Annotated in this window: 14 protein-coding genes; 5 read left to right on the forward strand and 9 right to left on the reverse strand. The window is 62.5% G+C overall.

Translation table 11 applies throughout. The features are described 5' to 3' along the window. Positions 1-9: 9 nt before the first annotated feature. Positions 10-507 (reverse strand): hemerythrin domain-containing protein, encoded by a 498-nt coding sequence (locus tag QTI05_RS14960; protein WP_286622037.1) that lies wholly within the window; start codon positions 505-507, stop codon positions 10-12. A gap of 121 nt (positions 508-628) precedes the next feature. Next, positions 629-3,052 carry a catalase gene (locus tag QTI05_RS14965; RefSeq protein WP_286622038.1) on the reverse strand — a complete coding sequence of 808 codons (2,424 nt, stop codon included), beginning with the start codon at positions 3,050-3,052 and terminating at the stop codon, positions 629-631. Positions 3,053-3,253: 201 nt separating this feature from the next. On the opposite strand from QTI05_RS14965, the gene QTI05_RS14970 reads away from it, so the two are divergent. Continuing rightward, positions 3,254-4,021, forward strand: coding sequence for a histidine phosphatase family protein (locus QTI05_RS14970; protein ID WP_286622039.1), 768 nt, complete (start codon positions 3,254-3,256; stop codon positions 4,019-4,021). 11 nt (positions 4,022-4,032) lie between these two features. Further along, the gene (locus QTI05_RS14975; RefSeq protein ID WP_286622040.1) at positions 4,033-4,941 is read left to right on the forward strand and encodes an NAD(P)H-hydrate dehydratase; all 909 of its coding nucleotides are present in this window, start codon (positions 4,033-4,035) and stop codon (positions 4,939-4,941) included. Between the two features lie 98 nt (positions 4,942-5,039). Here QTI05_RS14975 and QTI05_RS14980 read toward each other — a convergent pair whose 3' ends face one another. Further along, on the reverse strand, positions 5,040-5,966 hold the full coding sequence (locus QTI05_RS14980) for a LysR family transcriptional regulator (protein WP_286622042.1): 927 nt from the start codon (positions 5,964-5,966) through the stop codon (positions 5,040-5,042). 134 nt (positions 5,967-6,100) lie between these two features. On the opposite strand from QTI05_RS14980, the gene QTI05_RS14985 reads away from it, so the two are divergent. The 3 genes from QTI05_RS14985 to QTI05_RS14995 all read left to right on the forward strand — a co-directional run bounded on the left by QTI05_RS14985 (position 6,101) and on the right by QTI05_RS14995 (position 9,521). Further along, a complete protein-coding gene (locus tag QTI05_RS14985) occupies positions 6,101-7,198 on the forward strand; it encodes a mandelate racemase/muconate lactonizing enzyme family protein (protein WP_286622043.1) in 1,098 nt (365 codons plus the stop codon). Positions 7,199-7,270: 72 nt separating this feature from the next. After that, positions 7,271-8,215 carry a tripartite tricarboxylate transporter substrate binding protein gene (locus QTI05_RS14990; protein WP_286657824.1) on the forward strand — a complete coding sequence of 315 codons (945 nt, stop codon included), beginning with the start codon at positions 7,271-7,273 and terminating at the stop codon, positions 8,213-8,215. Positions 8,216-8,549: 334 nt separating this feature from the next. After that, the gene (locus QTI05_RS14995; protein ID WP_286545666.1) at positions 8,550-9,521 is read left to right on the forward strand and encodes a Bug family tripartite tricarboxylate transporter substrate binding protein; all 972 of its coding nucleotides are present in this window, start codon (positions 8,550-8,552) and stop codon (positions 9,519-9,521) included. Between the two features lie 268 nt (positions 9,522-9,789). Here QTI05_RS14995 and QTI05_RS15000 read toward each other — a convergent pair whose 3' ends face one another. The 6 genes from QTI05_RS15000 to QTI05_RS15025 form a co-directional block, all read right to left on the reverse strand. Then, positions 9,790-11,391, reverse strand: coding sequence for an N-acyl-D-amino-acid deacylase family protein (locus QTI05_RS15000; protein WP_286622046.1), 1,602 nt, complete (start codon positions 11,389-11,391; stop codon positions 9,790-9,792). An 11-nt stretch (positions 11,392-11,402) separates the two neighbouring features. Further along, entirely contained in the window at positions 11,403-12,374 is a 972-nt protein-coding gene (locus QTI05_RS15005) for a tripartite tricarboxylate transporter substrate binding protein (RefSeq protein WP_286545669.1), read from the reverse strand. Between the two features lie 250 nt (positions 12,375-12,624). Next, positions 12,625-13,035, reverse strand: coding sequence for a nuclear transport factor 2 family protein (locus QTI05_RS15010; RefSeq protein ID WP_286545671.1), 411 nt, complete (start codon positions 13,033-13,035; stop codon positions 12,625-12,627). 45 nt (positions 13,036-13,080) lie between these two features. Beyond that, positions 13,081-14,694: a gamma-glutamyltransferase gene (gene ggt, locus QTI05_RS15015; RefSeq protein ID WP_286622047.1), complete on the reverse strand. Its 1,614-nt coding sequence runs from the start codon at positions 14,692-14,694 to the stop codon at positions 13,081-13,083. Between the two features lie 80 nt (positions 14,695-14,774). Next, positions 14,775-15,470, reverse strand: coding sequence for a pyridoxamine 5'-phosphate oxidase family protein (locus QTI05_RS15020; protein WP_286545673.1), 696 nt, complete (start codon positions 15,468-15,470; stop codon positions 14,775-14,777). A 153-nt stretch (positions 15,471-15,623) separates the two neighbouring features. Next, positions 15,624-17,075, reverse strand: a complete 1,452-nt coding sequence (locus tag QTI05_RS15025) for an amidase (RefSeq protein ID WP_286657825.1) — start codon at positions 17,073-17,075, stop codon at positions 15,624-15,626. Between the last annotated feature and the right edge of the window lie 48 nt (positions 17,076-17,123).

The raw sequence follows: 17,123 nt of genomic DNA on the forward strand, positions 1-17,123 counted from the left end.
GGCAGCCGCTCAGGCCGTGGCGCCCGCCATTTCCGCCATCAGATCTTCCTTGCGCATCTTGAGCTGCTCGCGCATTTCGATCAGGTCAAGCGCCTTCGCAGCCCGCGCCTTGGGGAACATCTCGCCACGCTCCTCCTTGACGTGGTGGTCGATGTATTCGCCAAGCACGATCACCTTCGCATCGAATTTGTCGTCGACGTCGGAGGCGTCCATGATCTGCGCGATCAGGTCCTTGGCACTGGCGTGCTCGACCTCTGCCTCGTCCAGCAGATCGGTGTCCTTGATGGCCTCGCGCAGTGCGGGGTAGAAGATTTCTTCTTCGATCTGCGCATGCACCGTCAACTCCGTGCAGATCTCGTTGGCGAGATCGCGCTTTTTCTGCGATGCGCTCGCAGCTTCTGACTTGGTGAGTTCCTCGTACTCCTTGAACATCTTCTTGACCTTGCGGTGATCTGCGTCGAGCAGACTGCAGGCATCGGGCTGGCTGCGAGTGGTCGTGGCTGGCATGGCTGAACTCCTGGTAAATGGGTGGGGGGGATGGGAAGCCTGGGCTGCGGTTGCCGAGCGTTTTGTAGGAAGGCGGCGCAGCCTCGTTTCGGACAGCGCAACCTTCGCCAATCACGCTCGCTCAGGCCTTCGGCGGATCGTTTTCCCGGCCGTAGTGGCGATGCATTCCCATGGCCGCAATGAAGTCGGCAATGGCCGCATCCGCACCCGCTGCGTCGGCCAGGATCAGCCCGGTATCGGCCGAGCCATCCGGCAGCGTCAGCGGAATCTGTGCCTCGGCCAGCAGCGCCTCGGACGCGCCGAAGGCCAGGATGGTCTTGCAATGCCAGTATTGGTCCCGCAGGAATTCGAGCGTGTGCGCATCCGCATCGAGCGCCTCGACGGCAGCCGCGCCATCGGGCAGCACCAGCGCGTCGAACAGGAAGCCGGGAGAGTTCTCCATCGTCGCGTCTGCCGCAAACTTTTCGCCGCCCGCGCCCACATAGGTTCCGAGGCGGGCGCCCACCAGGCGCGGCACCGCGCCCGCTGCGACGAGCGCAGAGACGAGCTTGCCGAGCGATGCCCCTTCAACGCCCTGGGCTACCAGAACCGCGACCTTGCGTGTGCGAATGCCGCCATCGCCGGGCCGGGCCATGAGCGACAAGGCAGGTGAGGTCTGCACTTCGGGCGGCGCGGGATTCTCCAGCGCCTTGGGCAAAGGCGCTGGCAATTCCATCCCCAGATCTTGCGCGAGCCTCGCCGCCAGATCGGGCGCCGCATTGAGCAGCCCCGCGACCATGCGTTCGCGAATGGCCGGCACGGTCACCTTGGAGAGCTCGAACCGGAATGCATTGCCGATATGGGCTTTTTCCACCTCCGTCTGGCTCTCGAAGAACAGTCGGGCCTGCGTGTAGTGATCGGCAAACTTCTCGGGCTTGATCCGAACCTTGTTCGAGTTTTCCTGCGCATCGATGCGGCGCGCCACGCTGGCAAAGCCCTGTGCGGCGCCCGCCTGGAACGGACAGCCGCCCGCCAGCGAGTTGGGCTCGTAGGCGACGCGACCCCGGTGGATCGCCTGCCGGTGCATGCCGTCGCGCTGGTTGTTGTGCACCTGCGCGATCGGCGCATTGATCGGCAGTTCATGGAAGTTGGGGCCGCCCAGCCGACTGATCTGCGTGTCGACGTAGGAGTGGATGCGCCCTGCAAGAAGCGGGTCGTTGGTGAAATCGAGCCCCGGCACGATGTGCGCCGTGCAGAAGGCGACCTGCTCCGTTTCCGCGAAGAAGTTGTCCGGGTTCCGGTTGAGCACCAGACGGCCCACTACTTGCACCGGCACGAGTTCCTCGGGAACGATCTTCGTCGCATCGAGGATGTCGAAGCTGAACTGCTCGGCTTGCTCTTCCGTGAAGATCTGCAGGCCGAGTTCCCACTCTGGGTATTCGCCCGCCTCGATGGCTTCCCACAGATCGCGGCGATGAAAGTCCGGGTCGGCACCCGAGATCTTCACGGCCTCTTCCCACACCAGAGAATGCGTGCCGAGCTTGGGCTGCCAATGGAACTTGACGAGCACGGCTTCACCGGCTTCGTTGACCAGCCGGAAGGTGTGCACCCCGAAGCCCTGCATCATTCGGTAGCTGCGCGGGATGGCACGGTCCGACATCTGCCACATGAGCATGTGGGTCGACTCGGGCATCAGCGAGACGAAATCCCAGAAGGTGTCGTGTGCGCTGGCGGCTTGCGGCATCTGATGGTGCGGCTCGGGCTTCACCGCGTGGACGAGATCGGGAAACTTCATCGCGTCCTGGATGAAGAAGACCGGCATGTTGTTGCCGACCAGATCCCAGTTGCCCTCGTCCGTATAGAACTTCACGGCGAAGCCCCGCACGTCGCGTGCCGTGTCTTTGGAGCCGCGCTCGCCAGCGACGGTCGAGAACCGAACGAACACGGGCGTGACCTTGCCTGCTTCCTTGAAGGGCGCGGCCTTGGTGTACTGCGTCAGCGGCTCGTAGCATTCGAAGAAGCCATGCGCGCCGGATCCGCGTGCATGCACGATCCGCTCCGGAATCCGCTCGTGGTCGAAGTGCGTGATCTTCTCGCGCAGAACGAAGTCTTCAAGCAACGCTGGCCCGCGGGCGCCCGCCTTGAGCGAGTTCTGGTTGTCGGCGATGGCGACGCCCTGGTTGGTCGTGAGCGTCTGGCCGCTCGAATCGACCCGTGCGCGATCAAGCGTGTCGATCGTGGCATTCACGCTCTCCTGTGCCACCGTGCCGGTCTTGCCGGAAAAGTTTTCTTCGGAGAGCGTGCTGGCGGCCGGCAGGCGCGATGGGGGGCTGACGCTGGCGCCGACCGGGGTCGACAGCGCATTGGCGTCTCCGTACTCCAGCGGCTTGTTTTCATTGGCGGGCATCCCGCTCGCGAGCGCCTGCGTGTCGATCGCTTTCTGCGTGGGCGGGTCGCCTTTTCCTGCAGCGGGAGGCGCGGGCTGAGCGGGCCCGCTGTCGGTGTTTCGTGCGGCAGCATGGGCGGCATCGAGCTCAGCTGAAGAGGGGGTGGGTTTTTTGGCCATGGCAGTCTCGATGTGTAGGAAAGCGCGAGGCTAGGTACGGGCAATTTCAGGACTTGTAGGAAAGAGGCGCTTCCAGGTCGAGAGCGTTGCTGACGGCACCTCGCCAGCGGATCGCAACGTCGGTGCGCAATGGGTCTTGGCCTACGAGGTGGCGCCGATGTCCCTTCTAAAGTCGCTGAACTTCCATGCGAGGTTTTGGGAATGCATTCGAACTGGCCTGACATCTTGTGGATCGTGCGGCACGGCCAAAGCGCGGGCAACGTCGCGCGCGACGCAGCCGAGTCCGGTGGGTTGGCGGTGATCGATCTCGCCTGGCGGGACATCGATGTCCCGTTGTCGCCGCTCGGCGTGGCGCAGTCGAAGGCGCTGGGCGAATGGTTCCAGAAGCTGCCGCCGGACGAGCAACCCGAAGTGGTGCTGTGCTCCCCCTATCTGCGCGCCAAGGAAACCGCCCGCCTGGTCACCGAGCGCAGTCGCCTTGCGCCGCACGCAGTCACGCTGCGCATCGACGAGCGCCTTCGCGAGAAGGAGTTCGGGGTGCTGGATCGCCTCACCAAGCTCGGCATCCACCAGAAGCATCCCGAGTTGAACCAGCAGCGGATCCATGTGGGGAAGTTCTATTTCCGCCCGCCCGGCGGCGAGAGCTGGTGCGACGTGATCCTTCGCCTTCGCAGCCTGCTCGAGATGGTGACGCGCGAGTACGCGGATCGCCGGGTGCTGGTGGTTGCCCATCAGGTGATCGTCAACTGCATGCGCTACCTGCTCGAGCACATGGACGAACAGCAGATTCTCGACATCGACCGCCAGGGGGACGTGCCCAACTGCGCCGTGACCTCCTATCGCGCGCAAAGGCGGGCCGACGAGGATCAGGTGCTCCAGCTGGATCTGGTCAACTTTCTCGCACCGCTGCAGGAGGCTGCAACGCCTGTCACGAGCGCCCCGGACCAGCCTGCGGCGCCAAAGCCCTGAGGCCACCTCCCATGCCGGCCCTTTCACCTTCGCGCGCAAGGCCGCTGGACAGCAAGGCGCTCGCCCGATGGCCTATCCCTGACCACGGCGCCGATGCCGACAAGGAGGCGCGCGGACACGTGCTGGTGGTCGCGGGAAGCGAAGAAGTGCCGGGTGCTGCCTTGCTCGCCGCCGTGGCGGCGTTGCGCGCCGGCGCCGGCAAGCTGACCGTGGCCGCACCGCGCAGCGTGGCGCTGGGTCTTGCGCTGGCCATTCCTGAAGCGCGCGTGATTCCGCTCGACCAGAGCCCATCTGGCGCATTGCAGGCGCGCGCGGTGGCCCGGCTGGCGCCTCTTGTCGACAAGGTCAGTGCGGTGGTGTTGGGCCCCGGCATGCTCGACGAGCGCCGCAGCATCGCATTTGTACGGGCACTGTTGCCGTTGTTCTCGTCGAGCACGGTGGTGCTGGATGCCGTGGCCATGTCGATCGTGCGCGAAGGAAGCTTCGTGCAGCCCGTCATCCTCACGCCGCATGCGGGGGAGATGGCGCACCTGACCGGCCTGTCCAAGGAAAGCGTTTGCCTCGATCCGCACAAGGTGGCCGCCGAGGCGGCGCGGCGCTGGAACGCCTGCGTCGCCCTCAAGGGCGCCGAGACCTTCATCGCCATGCCTTCGGGTGAGACCTGGCGCTTCACCGGTGGAAGTTCGGGCCTGGCGACCTCCGGTTCCGGGGACATCCTTGCCGGCCTCATTGGCGGACTCTCTGCGCGTGGAATGGCGCCGCTGGCCGCATGCGGTTGGGGGGTCGTGCTGCACGCGCGTGCCGGGGCCTCGCTCGCCCGGCAGAATGGGGCGTTGGGCTATCTGGCGCGGGAGTTGGCGGGCGAGTTTCCGGCCTTGATTCATGCGGCCGGCTCCAGGCGCCAGCGGCGGCGGGAATAAAAAAACCCGCTATCAATTCGATAGCGGGCTTTTCAATAACCACGGGTGTTGGGTGGTGGGCCCTGAGTGTTGCGAGCGTCATATTCAGGATGGATGGGTTAGCGCGACGTCCTCGGCAGCGCCGCATCAAGAGAGTGTTCAACAACCTCGATTACCGATTGCCGCAGCTTTAGGCATGCTCCTTCTAGCGGCCTGTCTTTTGGCCAGACCAGCGTCAGTGCCGAATCCTTGAGTGTCAGCAGTCGCTTAGCCACAAGCCCCTGGCGTTGCGCGTGCATCGCGCCGAGGGATTCAACGATGGCTACGCCCACCTTTGCGCCGGCGAAAGCGCACGCGGTCGAGGACTGCATGACCTCCACAGCCGGCGCGTACTCGAGGCCGGCGGCCTCGATCGCTTTTCGAGTGGCCAAGCCGGCAGGCAAGGATGAGGAAAGCACGATCAAAGGGAACTGGAGTGCAAGCTGAAGGCTGACTTCCGTGTCGATTTGCGCCAACAGATGATCAGCATGGGTGACAACGTGGAGGCTGAGACTTGCCAGCCGCTCTGTGGCCACGCGCTCGCCGAAGGACACTGCGCCTGAAATGATGATGCCAAGATCCACCCGGTGATCTGATGCCATTTCAACAATCTCGACTGCCGTACCTGCGCGCACGGTGAGCGTGATGTGTGGGAATGCATGTCGTACGGCGACGAATGCAGGCGGCAACAGCATCGAGGCTGCGACAGCGACGGCGCCAACGTTAAGACGATCGGTAGCGCCCTGTCGGATGTCGATGGCCACACGATCAGCTGCTTCGATGGCAGCCAGAGCGTTGAGAACTTCCGGCATCAGCAGCCGGCCCTGGCTGGTCAGCGCAAGGCGGCGATTGTCCCGGCTGAACAACGCAAACCCAAGGCGCGTCTCGAGATCGCGCAACAGTGCGCTGGCGGCCGGTTGGCTTATGTGCACGACCGCAGCAGCGGCCGTGACCGTGTGGTGCAGATACATGGCTCGCAGCAATGCGAGCTCGCGACGACGCAGCATATGTTTTTTGTATGAATCCAGCTTTTCTAGCTATTTGACCACTTGGGGCTGGAGGCCGAGGATCGCTGATCGCGAGTGGAGCGCTGCCACCGCCCTAGCGCAGATCTGCATCAGAAGTGCATCGAGATCCGTCCATGAGTGCCAACATCATCGCTTCCGTCACATGCATTCCGATGCGACTGCCTTTCCACCACTGGAGAGAACCTCCGCTGTTTGCGGGACGTCCGCGAGACAAGCTCGACAGTGCCCTGGTCCGGCTTGAAACCCAGGATGGCACGGTGGCCTGGGGCGAGTCGTACTGCGTCGAGCCGCAGGCGCTCGTGGCAGTGTTTCGTGAGCTGATAGCGCCGTTGGCGATCGGCAAGCCGGCGGACTCCAGTGCCCTGCTCCCTGGCATGCAACGCACCCTGCACAACCTCGGGCGGTCCGGACCGGTTTTGCACGCGTTGGCAGGCCTAGATATCGCCCTTTGGGACTTGCGCGCGAAACGTGCCGCGGTGCCTCTCTACCAGTTGTTGGGTGGAAAGCGACGCGACAAGCTGCGTGTCTACGCCTCTTTGCTGCAGTACTACGGAGACGAGAGTCTGCTCGCTCAGGTGACCAGCCGCGCGCTCGGCGAGGGTTATACCGAGATCAAGCTGCACGAACGTACAGCAGAGGCATTGGGCGCTGTTCGTCGGGCAGCAGGCCCCGACGTGCCGATCATGGTCGACACGAACTGCGCATGGCTTCCGGACGAAGCCGGGAGCGCCATTGCAGCCATGCTGCCCCACGCGCCATTCTGGATTGAAGAGCCAATCTGGCCGCCCGAAGACGAACAGGCACTTGCGGCGCTAAAAAGCCATTGCCAGGTCCCTCTCGCCGTCGGTGAGAACGCCAGCAGCGCACTGGCGCTACAACGCATGGCCGAGAACGCCACGGTCCAATACGTGCAACCGAGCGTCATCAAGCTCGGGCTTACAGCGGCGCTGGAAGTATCCCGCGCCTGTCGTCCGGGCGGTGCCATCTGCGCACCCCAGGTAGCTTTCTTTGGCCCCGGCTTCCTTGCCAGTCTCCATCTCATGGCCGCCCAGCAGACAGAAGTGACGCTGGAACGCCTGTATGTGGAGCTGGCCCACGTTCCCTATGGCCGCACCGTACCAATCGAGAACGGATGGATCGAAGTGCCCGACAGACCCGGCCTGGGCGCCGAACCGGAAAGCGAACTCGCGCAGGGCAAGTACGCAAGCTGATTGTTCGATGCAACCACTAGAAGGAAATTTATGCGAGGCACTCGTCGTACTTTCATCAGCCGCTGTGCAGGCATGACCTTTGGTGCTGCAGTGCCTTGGGCAGTGGCCCAGCCCAATGTCTACCCCGAAAAGACTGTTCGCATCATCATTCCCTACCCGGCGGGCGGGGCTACGGACAATCTTGGACGCTTGGCCGGACAGGCGCTTCAGCAGGCTCTGGGCCAGACTTTCATCGCCGACAACAAGGGTGGTGGCGGTACCACCATCGGCACGCGCGCCCTGGCGCAAGCGGCACCGGACGGATACACGATCGGCATGGTGGACAGTTCGTTCACCATAAACCCCGGCCTGCTCGGTGCCCGACTCCCGTACGACACGCTCAAAGACTTCGCGCCGGTCTCGTTGATTGCCACAGCTCCCTTTGTGCTGGTGACCCACCCGACGGTGCCGGTAACTGATCTGGCATCCTTTCTTGCGCGGGCCAAGGCCGCGCCAGGCACCATGGCCTATGGCTCCGCCGGAGTCGGAAGTGGGCCCCACCTGGCTGGAGAACAGCTGGCACAACTGGCCGGCATTCAGGTGCAGCACATCCCTTACAAGGGAGGCGGAACTGTGATCACTGACCTGCTTGGCGGCCAGTTCCAGTTTGCCTTTGCCACCGTGCCGACGTTGGCCGAACACATCAACGCCGGACGGCTGCGAGCGATTGCCGTGACGAGCGCCCAGCGGGTGCCCCAGTTGCCGAACGTGCCAACCTTCAGGGAAGCAGGGTTGCCAGGGGTGGATACGTCCCCGCTTTTTGGTTTGATCGCGCCGGCCGGCGTGTCGGTTGCAATCGTGCAGCGACTCAGCGCAACGTTGCGTGCGTCCATCAACCAGGGTGAACTGAATACAAGACTCAAGTCCATGGGATTCGAGCCGGTCGGAAGCACCCCGGCCGAGTTCAACCAACGTATTCAGGCTGAGGTCGTCAAGTGGACCGCAGTGATCCGAAAAGGAAACATTCAACCCGAATAGCTATTGGTTCGAACAGGCGTTGGTTGTCAACGAACACGCGTCGCGTTCAGTTTGACGCCGGGCAGATGGACGGCAATCGGTCGTTGAGGGTAGCCGGCGCCGGTTTAGCGAGCACCGCGGGTTGGCTGAACCTCTTCAATGAAGCAGCAGCTAGCAAGCCAGCGCTGGCATATGACGGGGCCTCCGTCTTTCCAATGGTCCTCCTCCCAAGTCGTTGGTTTCGGCGGCTGAGCGCAACTGGTCTCGAAAGTGGTACTCACCTATGTACTGAAGTGGCATATATGCCGGACGGATGAAGCACCTAGATTTGAGGTCTCACCAACGGAGCAAGCCTATGTCTCTTCCGAAACTCGCATTTGGCGTCCTACTGGCTACTTTTCTCCTGCCAGCGTCTTCACAGACCGCCAACTTCCCCGATCGACCAATCAAGCTCATCGTGCCATGGGCTGCCGGTGGAAACACTGACGCCATCGCGCGCCTGATTGCAAGCAGGCTTTCCACTCGGGTTCATCAACAGGTCGTAGTCGACAACAGGCCTGGCGCCAACGGGATCATCGGATCGACCGTGGTCGCGCGTTCGCAGCCTGACGGATACACCATGCTGCTCGCGCTGCCTGAGACGAACGTGCTGAATCCAATGGTGTACAAGAACATCACGTATGCGGCCAAGGATTTCGAGCCTGTGGCGTATATGGGCGAAATGCCGTTTGCGCTCGTCTCCAACATGACGACCAAGGCGAGCACGGTTACTGACCTGGTGCGCGCAGCCAAAGAAAAGCCGGGTACTGTTTCAGCAGCGAGCTGGGGAGTCGGAAGTACGGCGCACGCGGCCATCGCCCTGATGGAGCAGGCGGCCGGCGTGGAGCTGTTGCATGTTCCATTCACGGGCACGGCGCCCGCGATGACCCAGCTCTACAGCGGCCAGGTGGATCTCATGTTCCTGTCTGCACAGATGGCGAACGACAACGCGAAGGGCGGCAAGGTGAAGGTACTGGGCATGACGTCGGCCAAGCGTATGGACGCTTATCCCGAATATGCGACCCTCGCCGAGCAGGGCATGCGCGATTTTGACGTAGGTCTCTGGTACGGATTCATGCTGCCCGCCAAGACGCCGGCCCCCGTCCGGGACTACCTGTCGAAGGAGATTCTTGCAGTGCTGCAAGACCCCGCGGTGCTGCAGGATCTCCGGCAGCGGGGCATGGTGGTGCAGCCACAAGGCGCCGAGCAGTTTGCCCGCTTCCTCGTCGAGGAGGACGCTCGGTGGTCCAAGCTGATCAAAGCGAAGAACATCCGTATCGACAACTGATGCTGACAGTGGTGGACATCGACTATCTACTCGTCGGCGGCCAGCTGGTCGCTAGCTCCCACCAGCAGGAACCCTTTCTCGGGACCGTGGCGATCGGCCAGGACGTGTCCCGGGTTAATCGATGTCCATACGCATTCAGACGCCGCATTCCTCAAGGACTGTGGTGCCCAGAGTCAGATCACTCAAGGTGTGACGACTGATTGCGGCAGAGCTTGAGCCGGGCTTCTGCTTCGCTGACTGCACGAGTGCGGCCACTGTGCCTGCCTTGCTACGCCCCGCGCCGCAAGACCTTGCCAGGTCGCGCTTCGGTCATCGCGGCGTCGCGCATCACGGCTGCGCCGTTGACAAAAACGTGAGTCACGCCCGTCGACTTGACGTTCGGGTTTTCCAACGTGGAGTGACAGTGGATTTGATCGAGATCGAAGACTGCTAGGTCTGCGTAGTATCCAGCCCGGAGTTCTCCCCGATGCTCAAGTCGGAAACGCCGTGCGGGAGTCCAGGTCAGGCGCCCTACCGCCTCGACAATGTCCAGGACGCGCTGCTCTCTCACGTATTTCTGAAGGAACGACGCTGCCCACGAGAAAGCGATCGGCGAGAACCGCAGGTCTTTCAAAGCGCCCACTTCACTGACGGACACGCCATCGGAAATCACCATGCAGTCGGGCTGCCGGATCAATGTGTCAATGTCTGCTTGGCTCGATACTCGTCCGCACCACATCAAGCGAGACATTTCGGCGCCTTCTTCCAGAAGGAGGTCGCAGATGCAATCCCAAGGCGTGGATTGCCGCTCGACGGCAATCTGCTGAATGGTCTTTCCCATGTAAGACGGGTTCGCTCCGCAATGGTAGAGAACCAGCCAGTCCCACCGGCGGTCGGTGAGCAACTTCCAGTTGGGAAATGCGTTCTCCTGCAAGCGCGCACGGGAAGGTCCGGGTCGCAGCACGGACCGCAGTTCGTCGCTTGGCAGCTCAAGTGCCCAAGTCGGGAGAGACGCAATGACTTTCGTGGGCCCCCATTCATCGGGAATGACATCGAAGCCGACATCGGTGCCATCCTCGCGCGCCCAGCGCACCATCTGCAGCAGACGATCCGCGGCGCCCTGCGGCGCGCCGTATTTCGGAGCTATGTGAGACAGCTGGAGTTTGGACCTCGTCGTGCGAGCGATGCCGAGCGCTTCACCGACTCCCATTTCGATCAACCAATCGCGGTTGCGGACGTGGCTGGCGTACACCACGTCGAACTCCGCCGCAATCGCACCTGCCTCCAAGAGTTCCACGGCGGTCGCGTGCATGCCTGGCGCGTACTCCAGCCCTGTGGAGATACCAATCGCGCCGTCGTCAAGAGCTTGGCGCAGATACTTTCCCATCGCTGAGAGTTCGTCCGCACCGGCTGCGGAACTGGCTGTTCCCTTAACAGCAAGGCGAACCGTTCCGTGGCCAACGTATGAGGCGACGTTCAAAACGGGACGCGTGGCCTGTAGCACGTCGAGGTACTCGGCGAACGTCCTCCAGGTGATCTCTGTCGAATCTTGAACCGCGAGAAGGTGCTTCCTCAGCAAAATTGGGTCGGCGCAAGGTGCACAGCTATGACCGCAGTTGCCGGCAATCTCGGTCGTGACTCCTTGCGTGATCTGACTCTGGCCACCTGAATCCTTAAGAAACGCAGCATCCGAGTGGGTATGAATATCGATGAACCCAGGTGCAACGATCAGGCCAGAACAATCGATCCTCTGACGCGCAGGTGCGTCAACGATGCCTTCCTGCACCCACACGATTCGTTCGCCTGCGATTGCCACCGTGCCTACGAAGGGCTCCGCCTGGCCCTCGCTGGCGATAACCTGGCCGCCGACGAGTAGGTAGTCAATCATCATGCTGGTTGGCCTCAGTTGTCGATGCGAATGTTCTTCGCCTTGATCAGGCCGGACCACCGTCCTTCTTCGGCCGCCATGAAGCGAGAGAACTCGTCGGCATTCTTGGGCTGGACCACCATGCCCCTGCCTCGCAGGTCTTGCAGCACCGCGGGGTCCTTAAGGACTTCTAGGATTTCCTTCGAAAGGTAGTCCTTAATGGCAGAGGGCGTCTTGGCGGGCGCCGTGATGCCATACCAGAGGGAGACGTCGATTCCAGGGAGACCTCGTTCTGCAAGCGTTGGGACGTCGGGGAAAGAGTCCATCCGCTTATCCACGGTGACTCCGAGTACCTTCACCTTGCCCGATTTTTCGAATTCAACGGCACTCAGCGCCGACAGGAACATGAGATCGATCTGCCCACTGAACACTTGGGTCATCGCAGGAGCGGTTCCCGGGAAGGGAACGTGCAGGAGTTCTACGTGTGCGGTCTGCTCCATCAATGCGATAGCGGCGTGCGCAGTGCTTCCAATCCCCCAACTTGCTGCCGACACCGACCCGGGCTGTTGCTTTGCCGCGCGAACGAGATCCGGAACAGTGGCAGCCTTCGAGCTCGGGTTGGCAACGAGCGCAAAAGGCATGATGCCCATGAATGCGACTGGGTCGAGATCCTTCGAGGTATAGGTGATGTTTTTGTATACCATCGGGTTCAGCACATTTGTCTCCGGCAGTGCCAACATGAGGGTATAGCCGTCAGGCTGCGCACGAGCGACGGCCGTCGTGCCGACGATTCCGTTCGCGCCGGGCTTGTTGTCTACCACCACCGGTTGGTTTATTCGCGCCGAAAGCTTCAAGGCCATCAGCCGTGCAATACCGTCCGTGTTGCCCCCTGGGCTCCAAGGCACGACCAGCCTGATCGGTCGGGATGGGAACCTATCGGTCTGTGCGGAAGCCGGCAGAAGGATGGCCGCCAGCAGGGCGCCGAATGCGAGGTTGCGGAAAAACATAACAGCGTTCCCAAGGTGGTGAAAACACTAATCTAGTTGGATCGATTTCTGTCCCGCGTGCCACTTTGTCGGAAAGGGAAGGACCGGTTGCGAGTTTCCGGAGGAACTACTTATCGAGGGGCAAAGGGGGCCGCGCGCCGATGCGCCCGGCAGGACATGCAGGTCCGGGCTTTCTCAAGCCGCAAGGTCAGAGGAGGGCATGCGTGCGCAAGGTCACGCAACTGCGTCGTCAAGCGCCAGGCGAACACCCTCAACCCTCAGTGGCAGGCCACGACGAACTCGCATTGTCCCAACGTGCAATGCGGCCATCGCGGACTTGAAGGATCTCGATGGCTCGAGTGTGTTGCAGCGTTGAGTGTTCAGGCGACTTCCAGCGCAATCGCGCGTCACAGATGACGAGGTCGCCGGCGACTGCACGAACAGTCTTGCGAAGGTCGTAGTGGGTGTATCTCGAATACCGCTCACGGATCATCGGGCGCAGTTGCTCCTTCCCGGTAAGGACGACGGCGCCGAGGTCGGCGATAACGTCATCCGTGAACATATCTAGGATGAGATCAGGATCCAAGGTGCTGCAGGCCGCCACCACTTGATTCAGCCAATTCTGTGCGGTCTCCGCATCGAGGGCTGCACTGCCGTCTTGATAGCTCTTCCAATCGGTCATGGGGGTATCTCCGGTAAATGAAGGTGAAGTAAGGCGGCCTGACGATCAAGCCTCGTAAGCCACGCCGTCGCGGCCAGGGTCGGCGCCACCCTCGAGACGTTCGCCGTTGATGCGGATCCCGTGCACAGAAGCAATCGTGTACCCGAACGGATTCCGAACCACTTCGTAGCCCAGACGCTCAAGCGGCCGGGACACGGAGCGCGGAATGCGATTCGAAATATCGATGATGTTGCTCGTGGACGAGAAGCGCGGAGCAGATACGGCCTCTTGCATGCTCATCCCATGATCCGCAACGTTCAGGATTGCCTGCAGCACGCCCATCGCGATCTGCGTTCCGCCCGGCGCGCCAAGCACAATTTCGGGCTCGTCTCCGCGGAACACGATGGTGGGACAGGCCGAAGTGAACCGTGCCTTTCCGGGTGCGATGCTGCCCGTTCTGCCTGGTCGCGGGTCGAACACGCCCATGCAGCCGTTGTACATGAAGCCAAGGCCGGGCGTCATCACACCGGAAGGCATCGCGAGCGAATGCGTGATGGCAACGCAGTTGCGTTCACTATCCACCACGGACAGGTGCGTCGTGTCCTTTGGAACAGGGGCCCCTAAGTTGAGACGGGGCACGTCGGCCTTCTCGCCGGCATTGATAGCGGCAGCAGCCTGCGCCGCGTAAGCCTTGGAGAGCAGGCGATCCAGCGGCACCTCTAGAAACGCCGGGTCACCGAGATGCCGGTCCTTGTCGATGGTGGCGCGCTTCATGGCCTCACACACGATGCGGATGTATTCCGGCGTGTTGTGCCCGAGCGCCGTCAGGTCGAACTGCTCCAAGATGTTGAGCATCTGGAGCAGCATCGCGCCGCCACCGGGAGGCTGGTTGGTGGTGATGCGTCGGTCCCTGTAGCTTCCTACAAGTGGAGCGTTCTCGCGTGGAGCGTAGGTCGCGAGATCTTGTAAGGACAGCAGGCCGCCGTGGGCAGCCAGGTCCTCCACCATACGATGGGCGAGTTCACCGCGGTAGAAGGATACTGCTCCATCACGCGCGATCGTTTCCAGCGTGTTCGCGTAGTCCGGGTTTCGCAGCGGTGTGCCGATGGTCTTAGGAGTGCCGTCCGGCCGGCAGAAAAGTTCCCGACCGGAGGCCGAGTACAGGAGCCGCTCTCTGTTGCTTGCTCGACCAGCGAGCGGCTCGTCGATCCAGAACGCATACATCGCAGGCCGAACCATGAACCCTTCTCGGGCCCATGCAATGGCAGGGGCGACAACTTCTCGCCATGGGAGGCGGCCATGCCGCGCGTGCAGGCGCTCTAGCCCGCTGAGCGTTCCTGGAACCGCGATGGCTTGGTAGCCGATGTCGTTCAAGCGGCCCTTGATGCTGAAGCCAAAACCGTCGCGCGTCTCACCCTCCAGCAAGTGCTCCCACATGTCTGCTCGAGCGCCAAGCGGCGCGGGAGCGTGGAAGTCCACATACTCGTGAATGCCGGCTCCTGGGCGGTGTACGGCGGCCGTGCCGAAGCCGCCGATGCTGCACATCAGCGGATCCACCACCGTTTGCACAAGGGCGCAGGCGACTGCCGCGTCGACCGCGTTGCCGCCCGCGCGGAGGATCTCGACGCCCGACTCCGCCGCTTCCGGCTGCGGGCAGCTCACCATTCCCTTGTTGCTCATGAGGTCCCCTTCACTCAAGTAAGCCCACTGCGTCGGTGGCCTGCTGCCGCGGGTCGGGCGTTCTGCTTCCTCTGGGAGAGTCAGGTGTCCGGAGCGTTCTCGACCTTTTGCTGCTCCACGCTGGGCAGCTTCTCGTAGCCCTGGACATACTGCGGCAGCGGCACATCTTGTCGGCCATGCGGGTCGCGCACCGCGCCCGCGAAGACCTGCTTGATCAGGAGTTCCCCGGCCCAGCAATCCCGATCCAGATCAAACTCGAAGTCCGTCGGGGGACCCGATCGCAACTTCGCGACAGCCTCGGAAACCGCAATGCGCATCACGGTCGTGCTGTTCAATTCTTTGGAGTTCGGAGGCCTGACATCGGCGAAGCGGCCTTTCAGGACGTGACGCGCGTAGGCTTCGAACGACGCGAGCTTCTCCTCGGGGTCGGTAACTTCTTCCGGGCGCCCGAACACCACCACGGAACGGTAGTTGACGGAGTGGTTGTAGAGTGATCGTGCCAGCACGAGGCCATCTACGTGCGTGACGAGGACGCACACTTCACCGCTGAGGGCCGCGGTGAGCATCGTGCTCTGGTTCGAGCCGTGGATGTAGATGTAGTCGCCGATGCGGCCATAGCCAGTGGGCAACACGCGCGGTGCCCCGTCGTGGACGTACGCCACGTTGCACATGAACCCCTCGTCCAGGATGGCCTGAATGGCTTCCTTGTCGTAGATGCCACGGTGCGGTCGACGCTTCAGCGTCGTCCGGTCTGTCACTTCGTATTTTTCGGTCATCACTTTTCCTTGGGTTGGGGCTCGGATCTGCCTGAATGACGGCGCGAAAGTTGCTCCCGTGCCAAGCATTCTTGACGGACCTGGCTGCGGCGGTCAGGCCACTTTGCGCCTTCCTTTCAAGCCACTTTGAGCGGTCCGTATCCTGCGGGCCGGTTAAGCCACGCGCGCGGCTGTCACTTCGGGGGGGCGCCTGGCGATGAAATCGGCGCGCAATTGCTCGTAAGCTGCTCCTGCCCGCAATACCTTGGCGTCGCCGCCGTACGGGCCGATCAGTTGGATGCCCATGGGCCAACGGCCGTTCGGATGAAAGCCGGCGGGTACCACCAAGGCAGGCAAGCCTCCCAGGGTGGCATAGATTGCGACCTCCATCCAGCGGTGGTAGGTGTCCATCTCACGTCCCGCGATCTGTTTGGGCCAACGCTCCTCCGCGTTAAACGGCCAACACTGCGCGGAGGGCAGCACGAGCAGGTCCCACTGATCCAACATGCTGCGCATGTGCTGGTAGTAATTCGTGCGAACCTGGCTTGCCTGACGGAAGTCGGTGAAGCTCATGCCGCGTGAGCACTCGTACTCCCACTGAGCCTCCGGCTTGATCTTCTCCTTGGCGCCTGGCAGTTGCATGAGGGCCCCGACACGTGGCCCCGCGCCTGCGCGGCGCCAAGTCAGCCAGCATTCCCAGAGCTGCTTGGGATCAAACCCCAATGGCACCTCCTCGACCACGGCGCCCGCCGCTTCGAGGTGACGCAGCGCTTCGCGGCAGGCGTCCAGCACCCCGGTTTCCATCGCGAGGTGGCCACCGAGGTCGCCCAGCCAGCCTATGCGCATGCCGCTGAGAATCGCCGGATCGACGGCCTCGTTTTCCTTCCAGCCCAAAGGCATCTGCATGGAAAGCGGCGAGCGCGGGTCGAAACCGCTTTGTGTGGTCAAAAGCCGCCCCACATCGCGGATGCTACGGCCCATGGGACCCTCGTTCGAGAGGAGGTCAATCCATACGTCCGACATTCCAGCCTGGGGTACCCTTCCTTGCGACGGGCGCATGCCGAAAACGTGGTTCCAGCCTGCCGGGTTCCGCAGTGAACCCATTCCATCTGACCCGTCCGCGACCGGGAGCATGCGCTGCGCCAGGGAAACGGCCGCGCCTCCGCTGCTGCCACCGGCGCTCACTGCCGGATCCCATGCATTGCGGGTCACACCCCACAGAGTGCTGAACGTATGCGAGCCCAGCCCGAACTCAGGCGTCGTCGTCTTGCCGATCACGATGCAGCCTGCGGCCTTCATGCGTGCGGTCAGGATGGAGTCGCTCGTCGGCATGTTGCTGGCCAGTAGCTCGCAACCTTTCGTGGTGGGGAAGCCAACGACGTCCGCGAAATCCTTAACGGCCATGGGGATGCCATGCAGCCAGCCCTGCACCTTGCCGCTGGCTAGGTCGGCGTCAGCAGCATCGGCTTCAGCCAATAGCCTCTCGACCGGAGCCATGTTTACGATAGTGTTGAAGATGGGGTTGAGCGCTTGAATGCGATCGACCGTGGCCTGCATCAGCTCGCGGCAAGAGAACGACCGGCGCCGCAGGCCATCGGCGAGTTCGGAAGCCGTCAGGTCGGTCAAGGCAGGCCTCGCGGAGGCGGTTTCACTCATCATTTCTCCTTGGGCTGC

The organism is Variovorax fucosicus (genome assembly GCF_030316825.1).
GTDB classification, from domain to species: Bacteria; Pseudomonadota; Gammaproteobacteria; order Burkholderiales; family Burkholderiaceae_C; genus Variovorax; species Variovorax fucosicus.

Coding starts and splice junctions, on each gene's coding strand:
- QTI05_RS14985 (WP_286622043.1), top strand. CDS start 6,101: ATGAGTGCCAACATCATCGCTTCCGTCACATGCATTCCGATGCGACTG.
- QTI05_RS15005 (WP_286545669.1), bottom strand. CDS start 12,374: ATGTTTTTCCGCAACCTCGCATTCGGCGCCCTGCTGGCGGCCATCCTT.
- QTI05_RS15000 (WP_286622046.1), bottom strand. CDS start 11,391: ATGATGATTGACTACCTACTCGTCGGCGGCCAGGTTATCGCCAGCGAG.
- QTI05_RS15010 (WP_286545671.1), bottom strand. CDS start 13,035: ATGACCGATTGGAAGAGCTATCAAGACGGCAGTGCAGCCCTCGATGCG.
- QTI05_RS14995 (WP_286545666.1), top strand. CDS start 8,550: ATGTCTCTTCCGAAACTCGCATTTGGCGTCCTACTGGCTACTTTTCTC.
- QTI05_RS14990 (WP_286657824.1), top strand. CDS start 7,271: ATGACCTTTGGTGCTGCAGTGCCTTGGGCAGTGGCCCAGCCCAATGTC.
- QTI05_RS14975 (WP_286622040.1), top strand. CDS start 4,033: ATGCCGGCCCTTTCACCTTCGCGCGCAAGGCCGCTGGACAGCAAGGCG.
- QTI05_RS14980 (WP_286622042.1), bottom strand. CDS start 5,966: ATGCTGCGTCGTCGCGAGCTCGCATTGCTGCGAGCCATGTATCTGCAC.
- QTI05_RS15020 (WP_286545673.1), bottom strand. CDS start 15,470: ATGACCGAAAAATACGAAGTGACAGACCGGACGACGCTGAAGCGTCGA.
- QTI05_RS14970 (WP_286622039.1), top strand. CDS start 3,254: ATGCATTCGAACTGGCCTGACATCTTGTGGATCGTGCGGCACGGCCAA.
- QTI05_RS14960 (WP_286622037.1), bottom strand. CDS start 507: ATGCCAGCCACGACCACTCGCAGCCAGCCCGATGCCTGCAGTCTGCTC.
- QTI05_RS14965 (WP_286622038.1), bottom strand. CDS start 3,052: ATGGCCAAAAAACCCACCCCCTCTTCAGCTGAGCTCGATGCCGCCCAT.
- ggt (WP_286622047.1), bottom strand. CDS start 14,694: ATGAGCAACAAGGGAATGGTGAGCTGCCCGCAGCCGGAAGCGGCGGAG.